The 26832-nt window shown below is 72.4% G+C and carries 26 protein-coding genes and 3 pseudogenes; 14 read left to right on the forward strand and 15 right to left on the reverse strand.

Features of this window, described 5'->3' with window-relative positions:
- Positions 1-7: 7 nt before the first annotated feature.
- From ACZ38L_RS22960 to ACZ38L_RS22970, 3 genes are all read right to left on the reverse strand, one after another.
- Positions 8-3865: a Pls/PosA family non-ribosomal peptide synthetase gene (locus ACZ38L_RS22960; protein WP_465696594.1), complete on the reverse strand. Its 3858-nt coding sequence runs from the start codon at positions 3863-3865 to the stop codon at positions 8-10.
- Positions 3866-4191: 326 nt separating this feature from the next.
- The gene (locus ACZ38L_RS22965; protein WP_465696515.1) at positions 4192-4581 is read right to left on the reverse strand and encodes an SSI family serine proteinase inhibitor; all 390 of its coding nucleotides are present in this window, start codon (positions 4579-4581) and stop codon (positions 4192-4194) included.
- A gap of 42 nt (positions 4582-4623) precedes the next feature.
- Complete coding sequence (locus tag ACZ38L_RS22970) at positions 4624-5010, reverse strand: ArsR/SmtB family transcription factor (RefSeq protein WP_465696517.1); 387 nt, start codon at positions 5008-5010, stop codon at positions 4624-4626.
- Between the two features lie 90 nt (positions 5011-5100).
- Between ACZ38L_RS22970 and ACZ38L_RS22975 the strand changes: the two genes are divergently transcribed.
- From ACZ38L_RS22975 to ACZ38L_RS22990, 4 genes are all read left to right on the forward strand, one after another.
- Positions 5101-6207 (forward strand): NADH:flavin oxidoreductase/NADH oxidase, encoded by a 1107-nt coding sequence (locus ACZ38L_RS22975; protein WP_465696519.1) that lies wholly within the window; start codon positions 5101-5103, stop codon positions 6205-6207.
- 172 nt (positions 6208-6379) lie between these two features.
- Positions 6380-6847, forward strand: a complete 468-nt coding sequence (locus ACZ38L_RS22980) for a DUF1003 domain-containing protein (RefSeq protein WP_465696521.1) — start codon at positions 6380-6382, stop codon at positions 6845-6847.
- 189 nt (positions 6848-7036) lie between these two features.
- A complete protein-coding gene (locus ACZ38L_RS22985; protein WP_465696523.1) occupies positions 7037-7984 on the forward strand; it encodes a CAP domain-containing protein in 948 nt (315 codons plus the stop codon).
- 193 nt (positions 7985-8177) lie between these two features.
- Complete coding sequence (locus ACZ38L_RS22990) at positions 8178-9605, forward strand: sigma-70 family RNA polymerase sigma factor (RefSeq protein WP_465696525.1); 1428 nt, start codon at positions 8178-8180, stop codon at positions 9603-9605.
- A gap of 14 nt (positions 9606-9619) precedes the next feature.
- Here ACZ38L_RS22990 and ACZ38L_RS22995 read toward each other — a convergent pair whose 3' ends face one another.
- On the reverse strand, positions 9620-9847 hold the full coding sequence (locus tag ACZ38L_RS22995) for a hypothetical protein (RefSeq protein ID WP_465696527.1): 228 nt from the start codon (positions 9845-9847) through the stop codon (positions 9620-9622).
- A gap of 291 nt (positions 9848-10138) precedes the next feature.
- On the opposite strand from ACZ38L_RS22995, the gene ACZ38L_RS23000 reads away from it, so the two are divergent.
- A complete protein-coding gene (locus ACZ38L_RS23000) occupies positions 10139-10342 on the forward strand; it encodes a cold-shock protein (RefSeq protein ID WP_099897249.1) in 204 nt (67 codons plus the stop codon).
- Positions 10343-10642: 300 nt separating this feature from the next.
- Here the strand turns inward: ACZ38L_RS23000 and ACZ38L_RS23005 are convergent, their stop codons facing one another.
- The 4 genes from ACZ38L_RS23005 to ACZ38L_RS23020 form a co-directional block, all read right to left on the reverse strand.
- Complete coding sequence (locus tag ACZ38L_RS23005) at positions 10643-12157, reverse strand: FAD-dependent monooxygenase (RefSeq protein ID WP_465696531.1); 1515 nt, start codon at positions 12155-12157, stop codon at positions 10643-10645.
- Positions 12154-12276 (reverse strand): hypothetical protein, encoded by a 123-nt coding sequence (locus tag ACZ38L_RS23010; protein ID WP_465696533.1) that lies wholly within the window; start codon positions 12274-12276, stop codon positions 12154-12156. The genes ACZ38L_RS23005 and ACZ38L_RS23010 overlap by 4 nt, the downstream gene beginning before the upstream one ends.
- Positions 12277-12577: 301 nt before the next feature.
- Entirely contained in the window at positions 12578-12865 is a 288-nt protein-coding gene (locus ACZ38L_RS23015; protein ID WP_465696535.1) for a hypothetical protein, read from the reverse strand.
- 83 nt (positions 12866-12948) lie between these two features.
- Complete coding sequence (locus ACZ38L_RS23020; RefSeq protein WP_465696537.1) at positions 12949-13644, reverse strand: FadR/GntR family transcriptional regulator; 696 nt, start codon at positions 13642-13644, stop codon at positions 12949-12951.
- 181 nt (positions 13645-13825) lie between these two features.
- Between ACZ38L_RS23020 and ACZ38L_RS23025 the strand changes: the two genes are divergently transcribed.
- The 4 genes and pseudogenes from ACZ38L_RS23025 (at position 13826) to ACZ38L_RS23040 (ending at position 16765) form a co-directional block, all read left to right on the forward strand.
- On the forward strand, positions 13826-14401 hold the full coding sequence (locus ACZ38L_RS23025; protein WP_465696539.1) for a gluconokinase: 576 nt from the start codon (positions 13826-13828) through the stop codon (positions 14399-14401).
- Positions 14398-15400: pseudogene (locus ACZ38L_RS23030) on the forward strand (GntP family permease); the annotation flags it as partial. The gene ACZ38L_RS23025 and the pseudogene ACZ38L_RS23030, both read left to right, overlap by 4 nt.
- 440 nt (positions 15401-15840) lie before the next feature.
- A complete protein-coding gene (locus ACZ38L_RS23035) occupies positions 15841-16080 on the forward strand; it encodes a hypothetical protein (protein WP_465696541.1) in 240 nt (79 codons plus the stop codon).
- Between the two features lie 274 nt (positions 16081-16354).
- Positions 16355-16765, forward strand: coding sequence for a DUF3592 domain-containing protein (locus tag ACZ38L_RS23040; RefSeq protein WP_465696544.1), 411 nt, complete (start codon positions 16355-16357; stop codon positions 16763-16765).
- 40 nt (positions 16766-16805) lie between these two features.
- Here the strand turns inward: ACZ38L_RS23040 and ACZ38L_RS23045 are convergent, their stop codons facing one another.
- Positions 16806-17198, reverse strand: a complete 393-nt coding sequence (locus ACZ38L_RS23045; RefSeq protein WP_465696546.1) for a transposase — start codon at positions 17196-17198, stop codon at positions 16806-16808.
- Between the two features lie 79 nt (positions 17199-17277).
- Positions 17278-18376: pseudogene (locus tag ACZ38L_RS23050) on the reverse strand (integrase core domain-containing protein).
- Positions 18377-18760: 384 nt separating this feature from the next.
- On the opposite strand from ACZ38L_RS23050, the gene ACZ38L_RS23055 reads away from it, so the two are divergent.
- The gene (locus ACZ38L_RS23055) at positions 18761-18889 is read left to right on the forward strand and encodes a hypothetical protein (protein WP_465696548.1); all 129 of its coding nucleotides are present in this window, start codon (positions 18761-18763) and stop codon (positions 18887-18889) included.
- Between the two features lie 13 nt (positions 18890-18902).
- On the opposite strand, the gene ACZ38L_RS23060 is transcribed toward ACZ38L_RS23055, so the two are convergent.
- Genes ACZ38L_RS23060 through ACZ38L_RS23070 form a run of 3 tightly spaced genes read right to left on the reverse strand, consistent with a single transcriptional unit; the run spans position 18903 to position 21774 of the window.
- A complete protein-coding gene (locus tag ACZ38L_RS23060; protein ID WP_465696550.1) occupies positions 18903-20123 on the reverse strand; it encodes a cytochrome P450 in 1221 nt (406 codons plus the stop codon).
- A gap of 14 nt (positions 20124-20137) precedes the next feature.
- On the reverse strand, positions 20138-21523 hold the full coding sequence (locus tag ACZ38L_RS23065; RefSeq protein WP_465696552.1) for an NAD(P)/FAD-dependent oxidoreductase: 1386 nt from the start codon (positions 21521-21523) through the stop codon (positions 20138-20140).
- The gene (locus ACZ38L_RS23070) at positions 21520-21774 is read right to left on the reverse strand and encodes a ferredoxin (RefSeq protein ID WP_465696554.1); all 255 of its coding nucleotides are present in this window, start codon (positions 21772-21774) and stop codon (positions 21520-21522) included. Before ACZ38L_RS23070 ends, ACZ38L_RS23065 begins: the two co-directional genes overlap by 4 nt.
- Before the next feature lie 167 nt (positions 21775-21941).
- Between ACZ38L_RS23070 and ACZ38L_RS23075 the strand changes: the two genes are divergently transcribed.
- The 4 genes from ACZ38L_RS23075 (at position 21942) to ACZ38L_RS23090 (ending at position 25382) form a co-directional block, all read left to right on the forward strand.
- The gene (locus tag ACZ38L_RS23075; protein ID WP_465696557.1) at positions 21942-22634 is read left to right on the forward strand and encodes a TetR/AcrR family transcriptional regulator; all 693 of its coding nucleotides are present in this window, start codon (positions 21942-21944) and stop codon (positions 22632-22634) included.
- A 196-nt stretch (positions 22635-22830) separates the two neighbouring features.
- Positions 22831-23502: a hypothetical protein gene (locus ACZ38L_RS23080; RefSeq protein ID WP_465696561.1), complete on the forward strand. Its 672-nt coding sequence runs from the start codon at positions 22831-22833 to the stop codon at positions 23500-23502.
- Between the two features lie 171 nt (positions 23503-23673).
- Positions 23674-24513: a patatin-like phospholipase family protein gene (locus ACZ38L_RS23085; RefSeq protein WP_465696564.1), complete on the forward strand. Its 840-nt coding sequence runs from the start codon at positions 23674-23676 to the stop codon at positions 24511-24513.
- Positions 24514-24632: 119 nt separating this feature from the next.
- Positions 24633-25382, forward strand: a complete 750-nt coding sequence (locus ACZ38L_RS23090; protein ID WP_465696566.1) for an LmeA family phospholipid-binding protein — start codon at positions 24633-24635, stop codon at positions 25380-25382.
- Between the two features lie 404 nt (positions 25383-25786).
- On the opposite strand, the pseudogene ACZ38L_RS23095 reads toward ACZ38L_RS23090, so the two are convergent.
- A pseudogene (locus ACZ38L_RS23095) lies at positions 25787-25993 on the reverse strand (hypothetical protein); the annotation flags it as partial.
- Between the two features lie 389 nt (positions 25994-26382).
- Positions 26383-26526: a hypothetical protein gene (locus ACZ38L_RS23100; RefSeq protein WP_465696568.1), complete on the reverse strand. Its 144-nt coding sequence runs from the start codon at positions 26524-26526 to the stop codon at positions 26383-26385.
- Positions 26527-26832: the final 306 nt, after the last annotated feature.

The raw sequence follows: 26832 nt of genomic DNA on the forward strand, positions 1-26832 counted from the left end.
TCATGCCCTACGCCTGCCAGGCCTCGATGGGGTTGCCCAGCCAGCGGCTGTCGGCGGGCACCGACTCCGCGCGCATCACCAGCGACGCCGGGCCCAGGGTGCTGCGCTCCCCGATCGTGCTGCCGGGCAGCACGATCCCGCCCGGGCCCAGGGTGGCACCCGCTCGGAGCACCACAGTATCCATGCGCATGATCCGGTCGTGGAAGAGGTGGGTCTGCAGCACACAGCCGCGGTTGACGCTGACCCCGTCGCCCAGGGTGACCAGGTCGGCCTCGGGCAGCCAGTAGCTCTCGCACCAGACACCCCGGCCGATCCCCGCGCCCAGTGCCCGCAGCCAGAGGGTGAGCAGCGGGGTGCCGGGCACCGCGCCGATCAGCCAGGGCACCGCGAGCACCTCGACGAAGGTGTCGGCCAGCTCGTTGCGCCACACGAAGCCGCTCCACAGCGGGTGCTCGACCGCCCGGAACCGGCCGACCAGCAGCCACTTGGCGGCCACCGCGACCAGGCAGGCCAGCACCCCGGCGGCGAGCAGCACCGGCCCGGCCAGCAGCGCGATCAGCAGCGGGTCGCGCAGCGCGCAGAGCGCGGCGGCGGTCAGCACGGCCAGCGCCGCCGAGCAGAGCACCGGCAGCAGCCGGCCCAGCTCGACCAGCCCGCGCGCCCAGAGCAGCCGGGTCGGCGGGTCGTAGGTGAGGCTCTGGTCGCCGGCCTCGGTGGCCCGCGGCAGCTTCACCGGCGGCATGCCCAGGTAGGAGCTGCCCTTCTTGGCCTTCTTCGGGGTCGCCGAGAGCACCCCGACCAGGCCGCGGTCCGGCACCGCCCGGCCCGGCGCGGTCATCCCCGAGTTGCCCAGGAACGCCCGCCGGCCGATCTCCGCCCGCCCGATCCGCAACCAGCCACCGCCGAGCTCGTAGGGCGCGATCAGGGTGTCGTCGGCCAGGAACGCGCCGTCGCCGACGGTGGTCAGGCTGGGCAGCGCCAGCACCGTGGAGACCTCCGCCCGCCGGCCCACCCGCATGCCGAGCAGCCGCAGCCAGACCGGGGTGATCAGGCCGGCGTAGAGCGGGAAGAGCGTCTCCCGGGCCAGGTCCATCAGCTGGCTGACCGTCCAGGCCTGCCAGCCGGTCCGGCTGTGCATCGGGTGGTAGCCGCTGCGCAGTCCGAGGCTGAGCAGCCGCACCGCGGCCAGTACCAGCAGCGCGTACGTCAACCCGAAGGCGAGCGCGGCCGGCACGACCGCGAGCAGGGCGCCGCGCAGCGCCGCGTCCAGCCCGTCGCCCGCACCGACGAAGGCGCTCGCCACCAGCAGCGCGGGCAGCGCCGCCAGGGCCGGCAGCAGCGAGAGCGCGAAGCCGGAGGCGCTGTACGCGAAGGCCCAGTGCGGCCGGCGCGGCGGACGCCGCTCGGGCCAGCCGTGCTGGGCCTTGCCCAGCTTGACGGCCGGCGCGCCGGCCCAGCGCTGGCCGGTCGGCACCTGGCCGGTCACCCCGGAACCCGGCGCCACCTCGGCCCGCTTCCCGATCTTCGCGCCCGGGAAGAGCGTGCTGCGGGTGCCCACCACGGCGCCCGCGCCGACCCGGATCGCCCCGATCTCCAGCCGGTCGCCGTCCAGCCAGTAGCCGGACAGGTCCACCTCGGCCTCGATCGCGCAGCCCCGGCCCAGCTTGAGCAGCCCGGTCACCGGCGGCAGCGCGTGCAGGTCGACTTCCTTGGCGATCCGGGCGCCGAGCGCCTGCCCGTAGCGCACCAGCCAGGCCCCGGAGAGCGAGGTCGCACCGCTGTACTCGGCCAGCCGCTCGGCCGCCCAGAGCCGCAGGTGCACCGAGCCGCCGCGCGGGTAACTGCCCGGCCCCACCCCGCGCAGCAGCAGCCGGGCACCGCCGGCCGCGACGGCCAGGCGGCCGGGCGCGCTGTACAGCAGCAGGGCACCCGCACCGACCAGCCACCAGGAGGCGGTCGGCGCCCAGGCGAAGCCACCCAGCCAGGAGAGCACGTTGCCCAACGCCAGCAGCGCGACCGCCCAGCGCAGTCCCACCACGGCGAAGAGCGGCGGCAGCAGGAGCAGCTGGAGCGCCTTGGCCCGGGTCGGGGTGGGCTGGACGGTCCGGGCCGGGCCGTCGGCCTGCGCCGAGCGCTCCAGCACCCGGGCGAGCTTGCGCAGCGTCGGCTGCTGGTAGATGTCCAGCACCGCGGCGGAGGGGTACCGGCCGCGCAGCAGGGTGGTCAGCCGGGCGGCGGCCAGGCTGCCGCCGCCGATCGCGAAGAAGTCGTCCTGGGCACTGGTCACCGGCACCCCGAGGATCTCGGTCCACTGCTCGGCCAGCCAGGCCTCCGTCCCGTACAGCTGCTCGGCCGGGACCGCCCGCTCCAGCTCGGGCAGCGGCCAGGGCAGGGCGGCCCGGTCGACCTTGCCGGAGGTCCGGGTGGGTAGCGTCTCCACCGGCGCCAGCAGCGGCACCAGCGCGGCGGGCAACTCGGCCCGCAGCCGCTCCACGGCCGCCGCCTGGTCCCAGCCCTCCTGGGTGACCAGGTAGCCGACCAGCAGCTGGTTGCCGCCACGCGCGGTGCGGACCGCCGCGGCGGCCCCCGCGACACCCGGCAGCGCCTGCAGCGCCGCGTCCACCTCGCCCAGCTCGATCCGCCGCCCGCCGAGCTTGATCTGCTCGTCCGCCCGGCCCAGGAAGAGCAGGCCCTCGGGCTCGGCCCGGACCAGGTCGCCGCTGCGGTAGGCGCGCTCCCAGCCCAGCGACTCCAGCGCCGCGTACTTCTCGGCGTCCTTGGCCGGGTCGAGGTAGCGGGCCAGGCCGACCCCGCCGATCACCAGCTGGCCGCTGTCACCCATCGGCACCGGCTGCCCGGCCTCGTCCACCACCGCCAGCTCCCAGCCGTCCAGCGGCAGGCCGATCCGCACCGGCCCCTCGCCGGTCAGCAGCGCGCCGCAGGCGACCACGGTGGCCTCGGTCGGCCCGTAGGTGTTCCAGACCTCGCGGCCCTCGGTGACCAGCCGCTCGACCAGCTCGGGCGGGCAGGCCTCGCCGCCGAAGATCAGCAGCCGGACCTCGGTCAACGCCTCGGCCGGCCAGAGCGCGGCCAGCGTCGGCACGGTGGAGACCACGCTGATCTCCTGCTCGGCCAGCCAGGGGCCGAGGTCGGCGCCGCTGCGCACCTGCGCGCGCGGCACCGGGACCAGGCAGGCGCCGTACCGCCAGGCCAGCCACATCTCCTCGCAGGAGGCGTCGAAGGCGACCGACAGGCCGGCCATCACCCGGTCACCGGGGCCGATCGGCTCGTCCTGGAGGAAGAGCGCGGCCTCGGCGTCGACGAAGGCGGCCGCGTTGCGGTGGCTGACCGCGACGCCCTTGGGCTTGCCGGTCGAGCCGGAGGTGAAGATGATCCAGGCGTCGTCGTCCAGACCGGGACGGCCGGCGGTGCCGCGGCCGGGGCCGCGCACGGTCAGCTCCCGGTCGGCGCCCAGCACGGCGCACACCCCGGCCTCGCCGAAGACCAGCGCGGCACGCTCGTCCGGGTCCTCGGCGTCCACCGGCACGTAGGCCGCGCCCGCGGCCAGCACCGCGAGGATCGCGACGTAGAGGTCGTTGCTGCCGGACGGGACGCGCACGCCGACCCGGTCGCCCGGGCCGACCCCGGCGGCGGCCAGCCGCCTGCGCAGCGCCTCGACCTCGCCGGCCAGCGCCCGGTACGTCAGCACGGTCCGGCCGTCGTCCAGCGCCGGCTCCTGGGGATGGGCGCGGACCGTGGCGTCCAGGACGTCCACCAGGGTGCGCGGCGCCGGCGCCGGGCGGCCCCCGAACAGGGCGGCGGGCCCGGGGGCCTCGCGGTCGTCCGGCGTGCCGGTCCGGGTCATCACAGCCATGCGGTCCTCAGTCCTTCGTCCCCCACCACGGCCGGTCGCCGGCGCCGGGGAGCCGGCGGCTCCGCGTGCTTTCGGGTGCGCTGCTCCGGCCTGGAGCAAAACAACCCGATCGATAGTAGTCACCCCGCGCGCCAGCGGAATGGCGCCTCGTCAGCCCAACTGGGCCATCTCGATGTGAATCTGATTAACCATCAGTCAGTACTGGTGCTGTGGAGGAAGGAGTTTGACGTCGAGTCAGTCGAATTGACGGACCGTCAGGCGAATTTTCCAAGTGTGAGCCAGGCAACAGCCGTTCGGGTGAGATCGCCCCCCGGTGATCAGAAGCTGAACACCGGGTAGGTCGCGACCCGCAGCTTGCAGTCGTTGCCGGACTCCATCCGCCACCGCACCGGCCAGCCGTTCCAGTCGCCGGTGGCACTGCCGGTTACCGGCCGGTAGAGCTGGTAGCAGTCCACTCCGGTCTGCGGGGCCAGCCGGCTCGGGTCACCGTCCACCCGGTCCAGTGCCTGGCAGGCCCCGGCCGCCATCGGATGGCTTCCGCCGGCCGGATGGCAGTCCAGTTCGGCCCGCGCGGTCGTCCGGCCGCTCTGGTCGGTCACGGTCAGGTTCAGGTGGTACACGCCGGGCTCGGCCTGGGCAGGAGCGGGAAAGGCCAGCACGGTCAGCGAGGCGGCGGCGAGGGCCGCGCGGATGCGCAGGGGAATCACCCGCACAGAGGTAGCAGCGGCTCGGCCGCCACGCCCAAGCCGTCACCCGATGGTGGGCGTGTCCGCGACCTCCGGTGTGGGGAGCTCCCGGGGCAGGCGGGCCTCCTCGGCCAGCGCCCCGGCCAGCACGCCGTCCAGCAGGCCGGGGAAGAGCGCGTCCAGGTCGTCCCGGCGCAACCGGCTCATCCGCGCGGTGCCTCGCCGGTGCTGGTGGATCACTCCGGCCTCGCGCAGCACCCGGAAGTGGTGGGTGCTGGTCGACTTGCTGACCGGCAGGTCGAACGCGATGCAGGACATCTCGCAGTGCCCGGCGGCCAGCGCCGCGACGATGCTCAGCCGCAGCGGATCGGCCAGCGCGTGCAGCACGTCCGCCAGGCGGATCTCCGGGCGCGCCGGCTCGGGTAGGGCGGCACAGTCTGGATCGGTCACGCGGCTATCGTACGACAGTTGTCGAAGTACGACTGTAGCCGTAGTACGGTTTCTCTCGTACATATCGGGTCCTGCCCTGAGGAGTCCACCGTGTCTGCCCTGTTCGAGCCGATCACCCTGCGCGAGCTGACCATTCCCAACCGGGTCTGGATGGCGCCGATGTGCATGTACTCGGCCGCCGGCGAGGGGCCGGAGACCGGCGTCGCCACCGACTTCCACCTCACCCACCTGGCCTCCCGGGCGGCCGGCGGCACCGGCCTGGTGATCGTCGAGGCCACCGCGGTGCTCCCCGAGGGGCGGATCAGCCCGCAGGACCTCGGCCTGTGGAACGACCGCCAGCAGCAGGCCCTGGCCCGGGTGACCGAGGCGATCAAGAGCTACGGCTCGGTGCCCGCCATCCAGCTCGCCCACGCCGGCCGCAAGGCCTCCACCGCGGGCCGCCGGGGCGGCGGCGCACCCCTCGAGCCGGACGCGGGCGGCTGGCGGACCGTCGGCCCCAGCCCGCTGGCCTTCGAGGGCTACCCCGAGCCCGACGCGCTCAGCACCATGGAGATCGCCGAGATCGTCCAGGCCTTCGCGGACGCCGCTCGCCGGGCGCTGGCCGCCGGCTTCCAGGCCGTCGAGGTGCACGGCGCGCACGGCTACCTGGTCCACTCCTTCCTCTCCCCGGCCGCCAACCACCGCACCGACGAGTACGGCGGCTCGTTCGAGAACCGGACCCGCTTCGCGCTGGAGGTGGTCGCCGCGGTCCGCGCGGTCTGGCCCGCCGAGCTGCCGGTCCTCTTCCGTACCTCGGCCACCGACTGGCTGACCGAGGACGCCGAGGAGGAGCGGGACGGCTGGACCGGCGAGGACACCGTCCGACTCGCCAAGGAGCTCCAGGCCGCCGGCGTCGACCTGCTCGACGTCTCCACCGGCGGCCTCACCGCCGGTGCCCGGATCCCGGTGGCCCCCAACTACCAGGTCCCCTTCGCCGCCCAGGTGCGCGCCGCCACCGGTCTGCCCACCGGTGCCGTCGGCCTGATCACCCAGCCCGAGCAGGCCGAGGCGATCCTGACCGCCGGCCAGGCCGACGTGATCCTGCTCGGCCGCGAACTGCTGCGCACCCCCTACTGGCCCCAGTACGCCGCCCGCACCCTCGGCGCCGAACGCCGCTGGCCGGTCCAGTACCGCGCCGTGGTCGGCGCCGACGCCTGACCCCGGTCCGTGACGACCCCTGGTCCGGCCCCGCCCGGCGGCCGGACCAGGGTCCCGGCTCCGGATGACCGGCGGGTCGGGGCAGGAGGCCCCGGAAGCGGAACGGAACACCTCCGCGTGGGCACCGTCCCCCCGGCAGGGTCCACGGAATCGCCTGGCACAATGCCCCGCCATGAGTACTCAGCCGATATCCGCCGCCACCGAGACGGCGAGCAGGACCCTGCACCGCTGGCGCCGTCACCCCGGTGTGCGCAGCGACGACGAACTGACCCTGGGTGAGCGCGCCGCCGACAAGATGCGCAACGGGATGGGCTCCTGGGCCTTCGTCTTCGGCTCGTTGGTCTTCCTCGCCGCGTGGATGGGCTTCAACGGAAACCACGGCTTCGACAAGTACCCGTTCATCCTCCTCAACCTGGTGCTCTCCTGTCTGGCGGCCATGCAGGGCGCGATCCTGCTGATCGCCGCCAAGCGCAGCGACCAGATCTCCAGCGAGCTGGCCCAGCACGACTTCGAGACGGACGTCCGCTCGCGGGAGCTGCTGGAGCAGCTGATGGTGAACTTCGAGGCGCTCACCGCGCAGCACAACGAACTGCACGAGGCGCTCGCGAAGGTGAACGCGCAGCTGGAAGCCAAGTCGTAGGCGCACGGCCCCTTCGGCGGGTTGACCGGCTGGGGCCGAGCCGGACCAGGCCCGGCGTCCGGTCCGAGGAGGGGCGCCGGCTGAAGGCGGGCCACTCCCGGTGCTCGGTTTTCGTTATCGGGAGCCACCCGTGTGCTCTCCCAGGTATCGGGGCGGACTGTCGCGCCGGCTGGTACCGAAGGTGGATCGATGAGCAGTGAGTTCGAGACCGTGGTGTTCGACGCGCGGCCTGCGGGGGAGCGGGATCGGCCCGGTCGTGCCGCTGAGGGGATGGGCGTCGTGCCGGGCAGGGCGCGGCACGAGCGGGGGCGGGGCCGTCGGCGGGCCGCCAGGCGTCCGCGCGGTGGAGCGGCCGTCGCCGGCGCGGTCGCCCTGGTGGCCGTCGTCGGTGGTGTGGCCGCGGTCGTGACGTCCGCGGGAGGCGCGCAGTCACCGGCCGCGGTCCCGCTGCCATCACTGGCCGCCGTTCCCGCCTCCCCCGCTGCCGCGATATCCGTGCCGGCGGCGGCTTCACCGAGCGCCGGCGCCACGGTCGCGCCCGCCACCACGCCGGCCTCCCCGTCCTCGGCGACTCCTCCGGCCCCCGGGCGGCAGCCCACCGCCGCAGCCACGACGGCGCGGCCCGCCGCCCCGGCCGGCGGCACCGTGACCAGGGACTCCGCGTCCGGGAACGCCGCCGGCCCGAGCGTCACCGCCACCGGGGCCCCGACCGGCGCCGGCCCGGTAGCGGGTTCGCCGGCCACGGGAACCGCCGCGCAGTTCGCCCGGCAGATCATCGACATGGTCAACACCGAACGGGCGAAGGCCGGTTGCGGACCACTCACGGTGAGCGCGAAGCTCCAGGCGGTCGCCCAGGAGCACTCCGACGACATGGCCGCCCGCGACTACTACGAGCACGACACCCCCGAAGGGATCGACCCTGGCACCCGGATGACCAACGGCGGCTACGACTGGCAGAGTTGGGGCGAGAACATCTACCAGAGCCCGCGGGACCCCGGCACGGCGATGACCGGCTGGATGAACAGCCCCGAGCACCGCGACAACATCCTCGACTGCGCCTTCACGAACACCGGCGTCGGCGTCAACCTCAGCTCCGACGGCCCGTGGTGGACCGAGGACTTCGCCCAGCCCCAGTAACCGGGAGGGCGCCCCACCCCCGCCCGGTCGGGCTGGACGCGCCGAACTGCGAGGATCTTTTCCTGATATATGAACTGCTGTGTGGGGTCTCCCAAGGTATGGGCGGCAGCGGTCGGGCGAGTGAGGGCGGCGGATGCGCGTGGACGGCGGAAGCGGACCGGAGACGGTCATCGCGGCGAGAGCCGGTGATGCCGTGGCCCGGGAACAGCTGGTCACCGCGTATCTCCCGCTGGTCTACAACGTCGTCGGCCGGGCGATGAACGGCCACGCCGACGTGGACGACGTGGTGCAGGACACCATGCTCCGGGTCGTCGACAGCCTGGACGGCCTGCGCGAGCCCTCCTCGTTCCGGTCCTGGTTGGTGGCGATCGCGATGAACGAGGTACGCCGGCGTTGGTCGACCCGGCAGAACTCGCCGGTGCCGGCGCTGGACGAGCTGGCCGAGGCCGCCGACCCCGGCTCGGACTTCGTGGACCTGACGATCCTGCGGCTCGGGCTGTCGGGCCAGCGCAGGGAGGTGGCGGAGGCCACCCGGTGGTTGGACGAGCGTGAGCGCGACCTGCTGTCACTGTGGTGGCTGGAGGCCGCGGGTGAACTCACCCGGGCGGAGCTGGTCGCGGCCCTCGGCATCCCGCCGCAGCACGCCGCCGTGCGGGTGCAGCGGATGAAGGAGCAGCTGGAGGTCGGCCGGCTGGTGGTCCGTGCGCTCGCCACCGACCCGCCGTGCGCCGGGCTGTCGGCGCTGACCTCGGCGTGGGACGGGCAGCCGGCCGCGCTGTGGCGAAAGCGCATAGCCCGGCACGTCCGGACCTGCCCCACCTGCTCGGGACACCAGCGCGAGCTGGTGCCGGTCGAGGGGCTGCTCGCCGGCCTCGCCCTGGTGCCTCTGCCACGGCACCTCACGGCCCTCGTCCCCACTGCAAGCCGGTCCGCCGGCCCCGGGGCGGCGGGCGGCCGGCGCGGGCTCGGCGGACGCCGGCCCCTGCAACTGGCCGGCACGCTCGCCCTGACCACGACCGTGTTCGGCGCCCTGTACTGGCTCGCCGCCCCAATCGGCAGCACCGACCCCGCCCGGTCGGACGCGGCCCCACCGTCGACCTCCGCGGCCGCCGCCGTGCCGACCCCGCCGCCGTCACCGACCCCCGCGTCCAGCACCGCTCCGGCGGCCGCTCCGTCCCCGTCCGCCACGCCCGAGCACACGGCACCGGCCACCTGGGCAACCGAGTCCGCCGTCCCGAGGAGCCTTGAGGAGCAACTGGTCGAGCTGATCAACGTCCAGCGGGCCAAGGCCGGTTGCCGGCCACTGCGGATAGATCCGCGACTGCACGCCGCGGCCCAGCAGCACTCCGCCGACATGGCGGCCAACGGCTACTTCGACCACACCGACCAGCAGGGCGACCAACCCGACACCCGGATATCGGCCGCCGGGTACCAGTGGAGTGCGTGGGGTGAGAACCTCGACCAGGACGCGAGGTCACCGGGCACGGTGCTGAACGACTGGATGGACGGGGCGATCCACCAGCAGAACATGCTCGACTGCCGGTTCACCGACGCGGGTGTCGGGACCGCGGCCGGGTCCGCGGGACTGCTGTGGACGCTCGACCTCGCCGCGCCGGGCTGAGCCTGACGCCGCCCTCAGAGCTTGAACAGCTTCGCGTACGGCGGCGAGATCCGCTCCTGATGCGAGCCGAAGTCGACGAGGACCGCGGTCTCGCCGGCGCCCTCGACGGCGATGGCCCGGCCCAGACCGTACTGGTCGTGGGTCACTCGGTCTCCGACGGCGAACTGCTTGGGAGGCGGTGGAACGACGGCGCGGAAGGGACTGGTGGGCAGGTGGCGCCGGGGCGCGGCTGGTTTCGTCATCCGTGCCAGTATGCGCCTGAAACGCGGCTGTGGGGAGTGGGTCCGAGCATTGCGGTGCGGCAGGGCTGAAAGTGCTGCCGACACGGTCGGGAAAAATCCCCTGTTCTGGTCCGGACCCTGCTACAGTCGTCAATGTTGCAGTTGTGGTTCCCATGAACTCTGTGTGCGCCTGCTGGTTGTGACCGCAGGCGCATTTTTGTTTCCCGGACTTTTCCCGGGCGGGTGATCATCGCGGCGACTCGGGGTCCGCGCAGTGCGGACTCCGGAGAGCCCCTTGAAGGAGAATTTTTTATGGCTAATGGCACTGTGAAGTGGTTCAACGCGGAGAAGGGCTTCGGCTTCATCGAGCAGGACGGTGGCGGCGCCGACGTCTTCGCCCACTACTCGAACATCAACGCCAACGGCTTCCGTGAGCTGCTCGAGGGCCAGAAGGTCGAGTTCGACGTCACGCAGGGTCAGAAGGGCCCGCAGGCCGAGAACATTCGCCCGCTGTAGTTTTTCTGCCACGGCACCCCCCCTGGTAGCAAGGGGCCCGCACCGCACGCAGTGCACGGTGCGGGCCCCCTTGGCATTTTCCGTGGCGCTGCCCGTGAAGAATCCCGGCCGATTCGGGTCCCGGTCCCGCCACCGGCGGCCGGCTCCACGCGAGGCGCACGGCGCCGTCCCCGGGCCCGCGCCCAGCCGTGAAACTTCCACGTTCGAGTCTTTCGTTCCCGGTCCTCGCCGAGCGTCGATCACGGGTGACCTGCCGCACGGTTTGACCGTCCGCACCCCCGCTCTCCGCTTTTCCGGCGATCAGCCGTCCGCGGTTCGCGACGGTCCGCCGATCCACCGGCGCAGCGCCGTCGCGATGCCGTCGGGGCCCGCGGACGCGTCGGCGGCGCACGCCACGTACCCGTCGGGCCGCACCAGTACCGCGTCCAGCGCCGACCACGCCCCCGCGTCCGGCTTCGCGCGCCGCACCTCCACCCGGGGGCCGGCCTGCGCGGCGAACGCGTGGTCGGCGGTGAAGTCGGCGAGCAGGAAGCGGTCCGGGCGCAGCGCGCCCAGCAGCGTGCCGCCCTCCAGTGACAGGTCGGGGGCCCTGGTGCCGTCCAGCGGATGGGCGCCGTCGGGCTGCGGATAGCTCAGGCCCAGCCCGGACAGCCAGCCGGTCAGTTCCCGCGCGGCGTCGCCGTCGCGTTCGATCAGATCGTGGAAGAGCGCCCGCAGCGCGGCGCCCGCCGGGGTGAAGTTGTGCATCAGCGCGCCCTGGGCGAGGGTGTTGGCGGCCAGTCGCTCCGCCACCGGACGGCGTTCGTGGTCGTAGCCGAGGTCGCCGTCGACCAGGGCGGGCGTCGCCCAGCCGTGGATCTCGGCCGCCAGCTTCCAGGCCAGGTTGGCGGCGTCCTGGAGTCCGACGTTGAGGCCCTGTCCGCCCGCGGGCAGGTGGACGTGGGCGGCGTCGCCCGCCAGCAGCACGCGGCCCACGCGGTAGCGGGCGGCGCGCCGGGTGCTGTCGCTGGAGCGCGACAGCCACTGCGCGGTGCGCAGGCCGAAGTCGGTGCCCGCGATCCGGATCATCGTGGCCCGCAGTTCGTCCAGCGTCAGTGGCTGGGCCTGCCGGGCCCGGATCACGTCGGCGGCCAGGCCGGTGTCCGCCCGGTCGGTGCCGAAGACCCGGAAGGCGTCGCCGGGCAGCGGCACGACGCTGACCGAACCGGTCTCGTGGAACCACAAGTGCTGTACGCCGGAGGGCGGTTGGTCGAGTTCGACGTCGGCGACGAAGCCCAGTGCGCTCGGTGGGTCGCCGGGGAAGTCGATGCCGGCGAGCCGGCGCACCGTGCTGTGACCGCCGTCGGCGCCCACCAGGTAGCGGGCCTCGCGGACCGATCCGTCGCCGAGCCGTACCCGCACCCCGTCGGCGTGCTGCGCGAACCCGGTGACCTCGCGTCCGTAGTGCACCGGTACCCCGCGCTCGCGCAGCAGCCCGGCCAGCACGCGTTCGGTGACCGCCTGGGGGACCATCAGCACGTAGGGGTACGGGGTGGGCAGGCCGGAGTAGTCCAGCAGCCGGGACAGCAGCGCGAAGTGCGCCCACCGGGTGGCCCGGCCCAACTCGATCAACTCTTCGGTCAGTTGGCGCCCGCCTCCGGTGCGCAGCGGAGCGAGTGCCTCCAGCGTGCGCGGGTGCACGGTGATCGCCTTGGAGTGGCGGCTCGGCTCCGTGTTGCGCTCGAACACCTCGGTCCGCACACCCGCCGCCTCCAGGAAGGCGGCGGTGGCCAGTCCGACCGGGCCGCCGCCGGCTACCGCCACCGTGGTGTTCACCGGCCACCCTCCTTCGGACGCGGCAGGACGATCCCCGCGGTCCGCCAGGCCCGCGCGGTGGCGGTGAGCCCGGTCGGGGTGACGGCGGTGCCGACTCGTTCACGAATGGAGCTCATCATCGAACCCTTCGTCAGTTCCTCTTGACATGAAGATAATGAACGTTGAGAGGAGGCGGGCAGCCGATCGCGCCGGAGTAATCCATGTCACAACGGTTCGCGGGCGACACGTCGACCGGCTCGCCGAGGTCCTGGCCGGACGGCTCGGCGGCCCCCTGCCGGAGGCCGGGGCACTGGCCGGCCGGAAGCGACGGCTCGCCGGATGAACGCCGGGTCGCCAGATGAACGCCGAACCGCGCACGCTGCCAACGGCGTTGGGGGAGTGAGGGGGCCGGGCCGCACCTGCCGGGTGCCGGCCGGCCGCTCAGCGGCCCGACCAGGGTTCCCGGCTGCCCGCGACCGGCGAGTCACGCCCCGGGCCGCGGCGGCGCTGGGCCGCGATCTGGCGGCTGATCACGATCTCCAGCAGGCACCAGACGATGCCGAACACGCCCACCCCGGTGACCAGCAGGGCCGGGGTGAGCAGCCAGCTGTGCGCCAGCGAGGCCAGCGTCGCCACGGTCAGCGCGACCAGCACGAACGCGAGGAAGAGCCCGGTTCGCACGGCGGCCGCCCGCACCTCGTCCGGCATTCGTCGGCGTCCAGCGGACATCGGCCACTCCCCGCGCTGCTTCGAGGTGTCCTGCGCACCCCCGTCCCACTGACTGCCCGCCCCTTCCGCCGGCAAACGAGGCGTCAGCCGAGGGTGGCGTCCAGCTCCTCCAGCGCGCCGACCACGATGGTGCGCATCGCCCGCTCGGCCGTCTCGGCGTTGCCGGCGCAGATCGCCTCCGCCACCTCGCGGTGCAACTGCACGGCGTAGGGTCTGGGTTGGTGCGGCATCAGATCGTGCTCGGTGCGCCCGGTGAGCACCGCGCCCACGGTGTCGCCGAGGTGGGCGAACATCTCGTTGCCGGAGGCGCGCAGTACGGTCGCGTGGAAGGCGATGTCGTGGCGGAGGAACGCGGCCAGGTCGGCGGCCCGCGCGGTGACCGTCAACTCGACTGCCAGGGAGGTCAGTTCGCGACAGTGGTCGGGTGTGGCGAGCCGGGCGGCGAGCGCCGCGGCGGCCGGCTCGACGGCGACCCGTAGCGAGCCCAGCGAGCGTAGCTGGGCCGCCCGGTCGGTGCCGGCCAGTCGCCAGCGGATCACCAGCGGGTCGAAGACGTCCCAGTCGGACTTCGGCTGCACGGTGATCCCGACCCGTCGCTTCGAGGCCACCAGTCGCATCGACTCCAGGACCCGCACCGCCTCGCGGACCACCGTGCGGGAGACCCCGAACCGGGCCTCCAGCTCCTCGATCCGCAGCACCGCCCCCTCGGGGAGTTCGCCGGAGGCGATCGCCGGTCCGAGTTCGGCGAGCAGTCGGCCGGGCAGCCCCTGGATGTCCATCCGGCCAGCCTAGAGGGCGGTGCTCCACCAGGACGGGCGGACCCGGCCATCCAAGCCATATTGATATGACGATTTGATGTCGCTCTCTTGAATAAGTCATACCTTTGCGTGCGATAGTGACGTCACGCGGGTCGCGCCCGCCCCGGACGCGCCCTGGCACGACCCTCCAGGAGCAGAACCCATGGCTCTCAGCGCCGAGAACCAGCCGTCCGCCCCCGCCGCCAAGCCGCTGATCGTGGTGATGGGCGTGTCCGGGGCCGGTAAGACCACCGTCGCCCGGCTGCTCGCGGACCGCCTGGCCCTCCCGTTCGCGGAGGCCGACGACTTCCACCCGGTGGCCAACATCGCCAAGATGTCGGCCGGCATCCCGCTGGACGACGCGGACCGCGCCCCCTGGCTGCACACCCTCGGCGCGTGGCTGGCGGAGCGCGGCCGGGCCGGCACCGGCGGCGTGGTCACCTGCTCCGCCCTCAGGCGCCGCTACCGCGACACCCTGCGCGCGGCCTGCCCCACGGCGTTCTTCCTGCACCTGGACGGCAACCGCGGGCTGGTCGCCGACCGGCTGGCCGCCCGCACCGGCCACTTCATGCCGGCCTCGCTGCTCGCCTCCCAGTACGCGCTGCTGGAACCCCTCCAGCCGGACGAGCACGGCGCCGTGCTCAACGTCGGGAGCGAGCGCGAACCCAGGCCGGACCCCCACGAACTCGTCGAGAAGGCCGTCGCCCTGCTGCGGCCCGTCAATGGAGACCTCGCGTGACCCTCACCGCCCTGCTCGCCGCCCCACCGGCGCTGCCGCACACCAGGAGCGACGGGCAGCTGCTGCTCGCGGCCGTGCTCAGCATCGGCGCGATCGTGCTGTTGATCACCCGGTTGAAGCTGCACCCTTCTCGCCCTGACGCTCGGCTCCGGGCTGCTCGCCGCGCTCGCCGGCGCCCCGTTCGACCAGCTGACCAGTAGCTTCTCCACCGGCTTCGGCGCCACCATGACCAGCGTCGGCCTGCTGATCGGGCTCGGCGCGATGCTCGGGCGGCTGCTCGCCGACTCCGGCGGCGCGAACAGCATCGCGGACGCCGTGCTGGCCCGCTCCGGGCCGCGGTCGCTGCCCTGGTCGATGGCGCTGATCGCGGCACTGCTCGGGCTGCCGCTCTTCTTCGAGATCGGCGTGGTGCTGCTGGTGCCGATCGTGCTGCTGGTGGCCCGGCGCGGCAACCTGTCGCTGATCCGGGTCGGCGTCCCCGCGTTGGCCGGGCTCTCCGTGCTGCACGACCTGGTCCCACCGCACCCGGGCCCGCTGGTCGCGGTCGACGCGCTCAAGGCCAACCTGGGCATCACGCTGGCGCTCGGCCTGCTGGTCGCGGTGCCGACCCTGGTGATCGCCGGACCGCTCTTCGCCCGGGTGGCCGAGCGCTGGGTCGGCCCGCTGGAGCTTCCGGCGGCCCCCGCTCCGGCGCCCGCCGAGCCGCGCGAGCACACCCCCGCGTTCGGCGCGGTGCTCGCCACCATCCTGCTGCCGGTCGTGCTGATGCTCGGCAAGGCACTGACCGACGTGGTCGTCGACGACCCGAAGGCCACCCTCCAGCGGATCTTCGACTTCGCCGGCTCGCCGCTGCTCGCGGCCGTGCTGCTGGGGATGGTGACGCTCGGTCGGGCGGCCGGTTTCAGCAAGGCCGGGATATCCCGGACGGTCGAGCAGTCACTGGGCCCGATCGCCGGTATCGTCTTCATCGTCGGCGCGGGCGGCGGCTTCACTTCTACCGGGCGCTCCTGGCGCGGTACCACGGTATCGGCGGTCAGGTCGTCGCGGTCCCGTCCTACATCAACCCTTCCGGGGACTCGGGGGACTGGAACCGGCTGATCGGGTCGTCGTCGAGCAAGGTCGGCGTCGCGGTCGCGAACGTCCTGAACGGGCCCGGCTCGTCGGCCGTCAGCGCGTGGACCGACGCGATCAACCGCACTCACGCCTCCGGCAAACGCGCGTCCAGCAACTCCGTCACCGTCACGACCACGAGCCTGCCCGATGGCCACCCCGTCACCAACATCAGGTTTTCACCCTCGGCCACCTCCGCCACCTACTCGGCGGACTTCCTGGTCCCGTTCTCCTTCCACCGGGTCTTCATCCTGAACGGCCTGAACGACAACTCCCCCTGCTGGTCCATCAACTGCGACACCCTGGACTACGTCTGCGCGCACTACCTGGTGGAGAACAACACGCTGCTGTCCTACAGCGGCACCCAGGCCGGCCAGTGGTCGTGGACCCCGGTGGCGTACGTGCCACCCGCCGTCAACGGCTACACCTGGAGCTGGACCATGCCCCTCGGCACCTCGACCACCCAGACCGATCACGTCGTGGTCCAGACCGAGGGCTACGGACCGCTGACCAATGTCTTCGCCCCCTGCCCCTTCGTCGGTGCCTCACAGTGGGGGTACTGCGGCTGAACCGACAACCGATGCCGGGAGGCCCGGAGGTTTCGCGCACCAGGGGCGGATCGCGACGGTGCGAGCGGACTGAGCGGGTGGCCAGTGGAAGGGCAGAGGCGGACCGTGCTGAACATCAGCGGGAACCGCGGAGAAGCGTGCCACGTGGTAGTCCGTGAGGAGTGGCATCGACCGTGCGCAGCCCAAGGAAGGAACGGCTCCACGCGATCCGGCACGACGTGTGACGCACCCGCACGATCTCGTCCGTCATCCTTCGAATCAACAGGGGCCAGGCATGACAGGAACAGCAATGGCCGTGGGCGTCGCGTTCTGCACCGCCGCCGGAGCGGCGTGCCTGTGGGCCGCGGTCCGGGAGCGCCGCCTGCTTTCGCACTTGCGGCAGTTCGGACTGCGCACCGAAGGCACCGTGATCCGGCAGGAGGTGACGGATCCGGCCGAGCCGATACGGGTGCCGGTCATCGAGTTCACGGACAGCCTCGGCCGTCGCACCGAGTTCAAGCCGGGCGCGGCTGGGAGCGGCCTGGGACTGCCCGTCGGGAGCCGGGTTCCGCTCGTCTACTCCTCCGAAGACCCCAAAACCGTACGGATATTCACCGCGCGCTACCGCGTGGTTCCCGTCGTCATGCTCCTGGTCGGTGCGACGGTCTTCTTCGGCGCCGCAGCCGCGATCGGACTCGCCGGCTGAGTCGTCGACCCTGCGTGATCTTGGTGGTTAATTCCAACTGTCATGCAGCAAACGCGAGTTGGAGTCTTACGAGGTTGCTGTGGCTGGCGCGGTCGAGGGGGTGGCCGTTCCACCAGGCGTGGGGGCGGATGAGATTGAGGGCGGCGGCGCTGGTGGTGTGGTCGAGGTGAGTCTTGGCCAGGCCGCGGTAGCGGGCGCGGCGTAGTCCGGTGGTGTGGGTGGCCTGGCGGATAGTCCCTTCGATGCCGGCGCGAAGTGCGTAGTCGCGTTGCCAGGTGCCGTCCTGTTGCTCGGTGCGGGCGGCGTGGATGGCCTCGGTGAGTTCGCGGGGGTAGAGGTTGAGCCGACGGCCCTTTCGTGAGCTGGTGCACTGCTCCTTGACCGGGCAGGGGATGCAGTCCAGGGCGGCGAAGGAGACGACGGTCTTGGCCACGCCTTCCTGGACGACGTTGTTCCAGGTGGCGCTGGTCTCACCAAGATCCTGTGCCTGCCGAAAATGTCATCCGGCCTGCTCAGGCTGCATGTTGGTACTCATGGAGGAGGCCGCCGAGACGGTCGGTTCGGCGTATGTCGAGGTGGGTGATTTGCTCCGGATTGTCGATCGGCCGGGGAAGCGCGCGGAGGGGGCGGGCGTTCGCGATCCCCTGGTGCGGCCTGTGGGAGTTGTAGAACTTCTCGAACTCCCGTAGGGCGTGGAGTAGGTGCCGCTCGTTCCAGATCAGGGTCCGGTCCGGCAGCTCGCGGCGGCAGGTCTGCACCCAGCGCTCCATGAGGGAGTTCATGCGGGGGATCCGGACGCCGCTGAGCACGACCTGGATCCCCGCGTCGGCGAGGACGGCGTCGAACAGTTCGGGGAACTTCCCATCCCGGTCCCGGATCATGTAGCGGGCCCGGCAATCGGCGTCCTCGAGGTCCATGACGAGGTTCTTCGCCGCCTGCGCCACCCAGGACGCGGTCGGATGCGCGGTCGCGCCCAGGATCCGGACCCGGCGGTTGGCGTGCTCGATCACCGCGAACACGTACAGCCGTGTTCCGGTCGAAGTGACCGTCTCGAAGAAGTCGCAGGCGAGGAGTGCGTCCGCTTGGGAGCGCAGGAAGTCGGCCCAGGTGCTGGAGGTCCGCTCGGGTGCCGGTGGTATACCGGCCTCCTTCAGGATTTCCCACACCGTGGACGCGGCTACCTTCACCCCCGAGGACGAGCAGCTCGCCGTGCAGCCGCCGGTATCCCCACTCCGGATTCTCTGCGGCCAGGCGCAGGACCAGGGCGCGGATGGAGCGTACGGTGCGCGGTCGGCCTGGGCGCTTGGGCCGGGACCGGACGGTGTGACGGCGGGCGACCAGGTCGCGGTGCCAGCGCGGTACGGTGTCGGGCCGCACCAGCAACCGCATCCGACGCGGCACCTGCGTCGGCAGGCCCTGCGGCAGCGCGGCCGGGAATGCCCGGTCGCTCGCTTCGAAGCGGACCCGCTGTCCGCTCAGCTGCCGCTCCAGAACGCTGATCTGATGGCGAAGAGCCGGGATCGCCACGTCCTTCTCACGGTCGCTCATCGGCAGCAGCCGCAGCAACGCGAACGCGTTCGTCACACCCAGGTACGCCAGTCGTAGCAGCACGGTCGATCATCATGTCGCGGAGCTCGTCGGCTCCGCCAGAGCGCCTATCCGACTGACGAGGGTGGCACTTGTGAACCCTGCCTCCCACCAGGCCGGATGAGGTTCTCGGCAAGGGCAGCGTTGGTGACGGGTGGTGGAGCTGATCGCGTACGGATACAGGATCACCCGGTGTACCGGGAGTTCTCCGTCCGAGGGGTAGCCCTCGTCGAACGCGTCGCCCATCGCGAATTCGCCGCCGGTGATGGGCACCACCCACTCGTGCTGTGGGCCGGTGCCGGGCGCGGGCTCGGGTGTGGTCGAGCGGGGCCTGAGGCATCGGCCCTTGCGGGGGAGCAGCAACCGGCCATGGTGACCCCTTCTTGGCGATCCGTGAAGGTGGGTGTGTTGATCCGATGTGACTGGTCCCCACAGCAGGTCGAGGCGGACTGGCTGCGGGTGATCACCGATGTCCAGGATGGGACCGGCGCCCGGCCGTCGGCGGCCCCGGTCAGTCCTTCCGCAGTGGCCGCCTGATCGCCGTGGGTGTTCAGGCGGTTCGTGGGTCGGGGGTGAGGCGGTTGAAGGAGACGAGGAGGTGTTCCGGGCCGCGCAGTACGGCGTTCTCGCGGTACGGCGGGGGGTCGGTGACCGGGCGGGGTGATTCGAGTCGGCGGGCGAGGGCGGTCAGGGCGATCTGTGCTTCGGCGCGGGCGAGGGTGGCGCCGATGCAGTAGTGGAGGCCGCCGCCGAAGCCGAGGTGGGCGTTGTCGGGGCGGTCGGGGATGAAGCGGTCGGGGTCGGGGAAGCGGTGGGCGTCGCGGTTGCCGGCGGCGAGCATGAGGCGGATCCTGGCGCCCTTGGGGATGGTGGTGCCCGCGATGTCGATGTCGGCCAGGGTGCTGCGTCCGGACATCTGCACAGGTGGGTCGTAGCGCAGAACCTCCTCCACGAGTGGGGTGGCCAGGTCGGGGTCGGTGCGCAGCCGGGCGAGGGCGTCGGGGTTGCGCAGGAGGGCGAGTGTGCCGTTGGCGATGAGGTTGACGGTGGTTTCGTGGCCGGCGATGAGGAGGAGGCCGAGGGTGACGCGCAGGTCGATCGGCCCCATGCCACCCGACGGGTCCTGGCTGAACAGCAGGCCGGACAGCAGGTCGTCGCCGGGGGTGGTGCGGCGCTGCTCGATGAGACCTTCGAGGTACTGGATCAGTTCACCCCGGGCCTGCTGGAGTTCGTGGAGTTCCTCCTCGGTCTGGGTGTCGACGGGGTCGAGTCCTCGGGTGAGTCGGCGGGCGAGGCTGCCGAAGACGGGCTCGTCCTGGCGGGGTACACCGAGCAGTTCGCAGATCACGGTGACCGGCAGGGGGTAGGCCAGGTCGGTGACCACGTCGAGCTGTCCCGGCTGTTGGCTGGTGTGCGCGTCGAGCAGGTCGGTGACCAGGTCGTGGATGTGGTCGCGCATGCCGGTGATCCGCGGGATGAATTCCTCGGTGACCAGGCGGCGGAGCTGGTCGTGGCGGGGCGGGTCCAGGAGCAGCAGGCTCTTCGGGGCTCCCTTTGGGGCGTTCGAGTTGAGCCGGTCGGCGCTGATGCGCGGGTCGCGCAGGAGCTGCGTGATCTCGCGGTGGCCGCTGACCAGCCAGGTCTCGTCGTCCATGCGCGTGACCGGCTGCCGGCGCAGCTGCGCGAAGTAGGGGTAGGGGTTGGCGCGGTTGCCGGGCTGGAGGGCGTGGGTGAACAGGTCGGTGGCCGAGGGTGGCGTCGTGGTGGTCATGGGCGTGTCCCCTTTTATTGGTGTGCGGTCAGGGCCGGTGCGGTGGGTGAGGGGAGGTGCGGGCCGTGGTCGGGGGCGGTCTTCGGTTCGCGGCGGGCCGGTTGGGGGATCTCGGCGTCGACGGGGTCGAGGTGTGCCGGGCCGTCGGGTGCGTTGAGCACCGGTGGAAACGGTGCTCTGGCTTCGATGAGGGCGGCGTATCCGTCCAGCACGCGGGGGGAGTCCACGGCGACGGCGGCGACGAGGCGGCCCCGGTGCCCGTAGGCGGCGACGAAGCGGCGCTGGTCGAGTGAGCCCTGGGTGACGACGACCTGGTCGGCGATGACGGGCAGGCCCACGGACTTCAGGTTGACCCCGAACTGGTTGGACCAGAAGGCGGGCAGGGGCTGGTGGATGCGGTGGTCGAGGGGGCCGTGAGTCATGTTGTGGGCGGCGGTGCGGGCCTGGGCGACGGCGTTGTCCCAGTGGTCCAGACGCAGGGGCTGTGCGGGGTAGAGCGGGTGCGGCCAGCGGGCGACGTCACCGGCGACGAAGACGTCCTCGGCGGCGGTCCCGTCGGCGGCCAGCGCTCGGCAGGCGCCGTCGCACCTCACCCCGCGGTGGTCGGCGGCCAGGGCGGAGCCTGCCAGCCACTCGGTGTTCGCGAGCGCGCCGGTGGCGACCACGACCACCTCGGCCTCCAGCACGCTGCCGTCGGACAGGTGTGCCCGTCCAACCCGGCCGCGGGAGTCGCCTTCCAGGGCGTGGACGGTGATGTTCGCCCGCAGGTCGACCCCGGCGTCGCGGTACCAGCCGGCGGCGGTGCGGCCGATCACGCCGCCCAGCGCGCTCGCCAAGGGGGTGGCGCCGCGTTGGGTCACCGTCACGGCCAGGCCCAGATCCCGGCAGGCCGAGGCGACCTCGCCGCCGGTGAAGCCGGCGCCGATGACCAGCACGCGGCGCGGTGCGGCGAGCAGGGCCGCGCGCAGCCGGTCGGCGTCGTCGCGGCTGCGCAGCGTGTGCACACCGAGCAGGCCGCCGCCGGCCTGTGCGGGCCACGGGCGAGCGCGGGTGCCGGTGGCGATCAGCAGCCGGTCGAAGTCCACCCGCCTCCCGTCGGCCAGCATCACCTGGTGGCCGGGCACGTCCAGCCCGGTGGCGGCGACGCCCAGCAGCCACCGGGCGTCGATGTCGCGCGCCCGGGGCAGCACCGTGTGGTCCGTGGTCAGCCAACCGGACAGCACCGCCTTCGACAGCGGCGGCCGGTCGTAGGGCTCGTGCGGCTCGTCGCCGATCAGGGTGAGGTCCCCGGTGAATCCCTCGTCCCGCAGCGCCTCGGCTGCCCGCAGTCCGGCCAGCGAGGCGCCGACCACAACGATGCGACCGGTGCTCCCCTGGCGTGCCGCGCCCGCGGCGGTCACCGGGTTCGCCCCGGGGACAGGGGCGAGGGCTCGGTGGCGCCGCTCAGCGTGATCGCCTGGACGGGGCACGCCGCGGCGGCCCGTTCGACCTCGCGGCGCGTGCTGGGGTCGGGCGCGTAGTCGTACTCCACCGACTCCTCGCCATGGAACCGGAAGACGCTCGGCGCGGCGTAGACGCACTGTCCGTAGCTCTGGCACCGGTTCAGGTCCACCACGAGCCGCAGCGCCTGCGGCGGGGACTGCGTGATCATCTCTTTCCTCTTTCCTCGCTGTTCAGTGCGAGCCCCGCGTCGGCGCGGGCACGGTGCCGGCCCGCGCATACCCTGCGGACTGGCGGCAAACCACCACCTGCCATCATGATCACCATTCAGATAGTGACCTCTATCGAGAGCGTACACGCTATCCGGACATTTGACATATGGGTCGCTATCTGAATTACTTCATTGACATGGATACCGAACGCGATGAACCAGTACGGCAGCGGTTGACCCGTGCACAGGCCAAGGCCCGCACCCGGGAGCTGCTACTGGACGCGGCGGCGCGGGTCTTCGCCCGCAAGGGGTTCGCCGGCGCCTCGGTGGAGGAGATCGCCGAGGCGGCGGGCTTCTCCACCGGCGCCCTGTACTCCAACTTCGACGGCAAGGAAGCCCTGTTCCTCGAACTGATGTCGCATCGCGCCTCCGACCGCATCACCGAGGCCGCCCACGCCCTGGACGGCCCCGACGTGGGCACCGGAGAAGCGCTCGCCACCCTGGGGCGCCTGCTGATCGACGTCGCCGACAAGGACATCGACTTCGCCCCGCTGCAGGCCGAGTTCTGGCTGTATGCGATCCGCAACCCTCAGGTGATGGACACCATGGCGGCCAAGATGAGCGAACCCCGCCAGGCGTTGGAACGCTTGATCGGCGCTTCTCTGGCCCGGCGGGGCGCACCCGCCGAGCTCTCCGCCGAAGCCGTGGCCACGGTGGTGATGGCGTTGTTCCAGGGCCTGGTGCGCCAGCGGCGCGTCAACCCCTCAAGCGTGTCCGAAGACCTCTTCGGCCAAGCCCTGACATGGCTCTTCAGCGGCATTCTCGCCGGCAGCACGCCCGCGCCCGTCAGCGGCGACTGACCATCGCGACCACCTTGGCGGCCGTCACCGCGGACGGCCCGCACGGCACGCCGGTCAGATGCTGAGGGGCACCTCGTGCGCGGTCCTGGCCGGTGGCGTCTAGCCGCATCCCGCGCGGCCCTCGGCCCGCCCGCGCAGCGATGCCCACCGCCGGGTCCATCGATCGTTCTCATCGCCCACGGAGGAGGCGTCCCTCATGAACCCGGCCCGACACACCCCCCGCGCGGACAGCCCGCTCCCGCCCAGTGCGGCTCGGATCCTGCGGATCCGCTACGCCGTCGTCGGCGTCATCCTGGCCCTCACCTGGATGGGAGAGAGCAACGAGCCGGTGTGGGCACACGCCCTGCGCAGTGTCGTGATCCTGCTGATCGTCCCGCCGCTGCTCCTGCTGTCCGATCGCCGTCTCACCCGGGCGGTGTACGAGTCCGCGCAGCCCCGGTGGGCCATCGCCCGGCTGATCACCGTCAGGATCGCCATCGTCTCGGCCTCGCTCTGCGGCGCCTACCTCCTCGGCCGGCTGCTGGACCCCCACGCCGGCGGGTCCCTCACCCTTCTGGGTGTTCGCCTGCTCCTCGTCCTGTCGTCGATTCCGCTGCAGATCCGTGCGGCCCACCGAACGCGCGCCGGCGGGGTGCATCCGTCGACCGGACCCGTCGTGTCGCCACCCCGGTTGATCAGCGCGAAACTCACCCTCATCGCCGCCGCGCTCCTCGCTCAGACGCTGCTCGACCACTACACGCACAACGCGACCGTGGTGGTCGCGGCGGCACTGGCCATCGCGGCGGCCGTCCTGGGCCCCAAGATCCACCCTCGGCTGCTGGTCACGCCGGCCACCGCCCAAAGAGCGCCGTCCTCGGCAGCGGCCTGACCACGGCCCGGACGACCCCCCAAATCCCACCGTGCCGCGCGCACGATACGCCCGCTCCTGGCGCACGCCGCCAACTGCCCGGGGCCGGTGGCCGGCGCCACGCTGCCACCCGCGGGCCGGCGGCACTGAACTGGAGACCAGATGAAGACTTCACCGAGGATGAGGACGGACATGACTGAGGCGTTGGTACTGGGAGGCGGCGGCACCGCGGGCGTCGCCTGGATCACCGGGCTCCTGACGGGACTGGCCGATGCGGGCCAGGACGTCACCGGGGCTGACGTGACCGTGGGGACGTCCGCGGGCGCGATCGTCGGGGCGCTGTTGGCACACGGACTGAGCCTGGAGGAGCTGTACGCCCGGCAGGTCGACCCCAAGGAGCAGTCCCCCAAGGTGGGGGCCGGTGCGGACCTGAGGAGCGTCGGTGCGCGGATGGCCGCCCTGTGTCACAGTGCCGACTCCCTGTGCGAGATGCGGCGTGCGGTGGGCAGGTTCGCGCTCGAGGCCGCGACCGTGCCCGAGCCGCTGCGACGCGCGGTGCTCGAGTCCCGGATCCCGTCGCACGAGTGGCCCACCCGCGCCTTGAAGATCGTCGCGGTGGATGCCGAGAGCGGCGAGCCGCAGGTGTTCGACACCACGTCGGGCGTCAGCCTGATCGACGCCGTCGCGGCGAGCTCCGCCCTTCCGGGCATGTGGCCGCCCGCGACGATCGACGGGCACCGGTACATCGACGGCTGTGTCCGCTCCATGGCGAACGCCGACTACGCCGCCGGCGCGTCACGGGTCCTGGTGATCGCCCCGGGGAGGGAAGAGCTGTGGCCGAGTGAGAAGCCGCTGGATCAGGCCGTCGAGGAGCTGCGGGCAGGCGGCGCCGAGGTCGCGGTCGTAGCACCGGACCAGGCATCACGAGCGGCGATCGGCAGGAACCCGATGGACCCCTCCACGCGCGAGCCGGTCGCCCGGGCGGGGCGCGCGCAAGGCCGCGGGCTCACGATCGTGTGGGACCGGTCCTGACGGGAGCCCTGCCCAGACGAGATCAAATCCCCGGCGCTCAAACCGGCGGCAGTACCGGATCTCCCCGTGAACCCCGACCCAAACCTTGACGCCCCGCACCGGAACGGAACCGCCGCGCCATGAGACTTCGCCGCACACCCTGGACCATCACCGCGGGCCTCGCCACCACCGCGCTCATCGTCGCGGGCGCCGCCGACGTCGCGCTCGCGAACACCGCCCAGCAGCGCGTCGTCCATGCCGCCACCTGCAGGCTGCACCCGACCGGCCCGGTCACCGCAGAACTCACCGACACCTTCGCGGGCTTCCAGGTACTCGGCGGCGACCTCGGCACCGTCCACGTCACCGCGGACGGTGTCCAGCACGCCGGGGCCACCATGAACATCGACGCGGTCTTGCACAACGTCACCACGCACGGCTCCACCGACGGCGGAACCGCCACCGCCACCGTCCCCTACAGCGCACTCCAGCAACGTCTCGGGCCCGCCGCCGGCATGACCGTCGGCACCGATGGAACCGGCCTCACACTGACCGGGAACATGGGCCGCATGCGCCTGCCGGTCACCGTCCAGACCAGCATCACCACCACCGCGAACAGCCTCGTCGTCACCCCGACCGACGTCGTCGTCTTCAGCCGGACGATCCCCGTCTCGGCGCTGGGACTGATGCCGGGCGGCTCCAGCCTGGGAGCAGATCTCCAGCCCCACACCATCGCCCTGCCCGGTCAGCTGCCCGCCAACGCGCAGCTGACCGGCGCCCGACCCGACAGCGCCGGACTGAGCCTGCTGCTGTCCATCCCGCGCACCAGCACACTGTCCTCGTCCACGCCGGGGACGCCAGCCGGCCCCGGCTGCTCGACCGCGAAGGCGTAGACCCATGCGCCGGGCGGCTTGTCGATCCGGGCTTCCACCTCGCAGGCGCCCGCCGGTGATGGCCCAGAGCGTGCCTCTCGGGTCCGGCGGACGCCAGGTGCAGCGTAGCGGGGACAGCCGGTGTGGTCGGCGTCGGCACGCAGCCGACCGGGACCGCGGGGGCGGGGGGATGCCCCGGGTCCCGGCCGGAGGAGGTTCGGCCGCGCACAGGCGCAGGCGCGGCCGCTCTGTTCAGCAGCCCGACTTGGGGGGATGGTGGGGGCTGCCGTGTCGGGAATGCTAGACCCGCCCGATCACCGTGAACAGGGCTTTGACCTGCCATCTTTCGGGCGCGAACATGCCAGGCAAGGGCGTGCCGCTGGGGCACTGGGTCAGGCCAGTCGGAAGCCGGTGGTGGAGGCGCTCCACGTCCGGCCCTCGTGCGGTTCGCGGAAGACGTCGAACAAGAACTGACCGCTCGTCGGATCCCGCAGCCAGGTCTGGCGCGTGGCCGCCAGCGCCTCGGCTTCCGCCGCTGCCCAGACCCGCCCAGAACCCACCGCGTCAAACACGCACTCGGGGAAGCGGCTCCGGATCTCCGGGAACCCCGCTGCGGGCACCGCGATCTCCAGATCGCCGTGTCATCGCGACTGTCCCCCCGCGGAACGCAGGCTCGCTGACCTGCTCGCCGAGGGCCGCGATCGTCTCGGCGTCGCGGCAGGCGCGGTAGGCGGCCCGGTCCCAGCCGGTCGGCGGCGCCGCGGTGACGAGCGCTTCCTGCTGCTGCACGGCCGGCACGGGTGTGAGCACGCTTCAAGGGGTCCCAGGCAGCCTGAGCATGGCATTCAGTACCTCAAGGAACGAGCACGTTCACCCGTATGTGGCCGAGCACGCGAGCGCGAGCTCGTACCCCGACAACAGGTGGCCTGCTCCAAGCCGGCGGGGGGCTCGAAGGAAGGGCCCGTTGGCCAGGTGCTTCCCAGCGGCACCGGTCAACGGGCACCGTCGCCGACTCGGCGGTTCAGTGCGCGATGGAGCCGATCAGGTTGCGGGCGCCGTCGCGGATCAAGGCGGCGGCCACACACATGCCGAGGGCGTCCGGGCTGAGCTGGCCGGCCGACTGACGCGCCTCAAGCACGGTCGTGCCGTCCGGGGAGAAGACCATCGCGCGAAGGCCCAGGTGCCCGTCCTCGAAGGACCGGGCGAACCCGGCGATCGGACTGTTGCAGTGCCGCGCAGGACGTTCAGCAGGGCCCGCTCGGCGGCATGATGCTGCGGGCGATGGGATAACCCAGCATCGCGCAGCCGTCGGCAATTTCCTCGCTGGCAGCGCCTTGGGACGAGCTGCAGGGCACCGTTCCCAAGGCCACTACGGCGGTGTGAACGCCGCGGGGGGGGGGGGGGGGGGGGGGGGGGGGGGGGGGGGGGTTTTTCTTGGTGTGGGGGGGGTTCTTCCCCCCCTCGTGGTCCC

The organism is Kitasatospora sp. NPDC024654 (genome assembly GCF_055559155.1).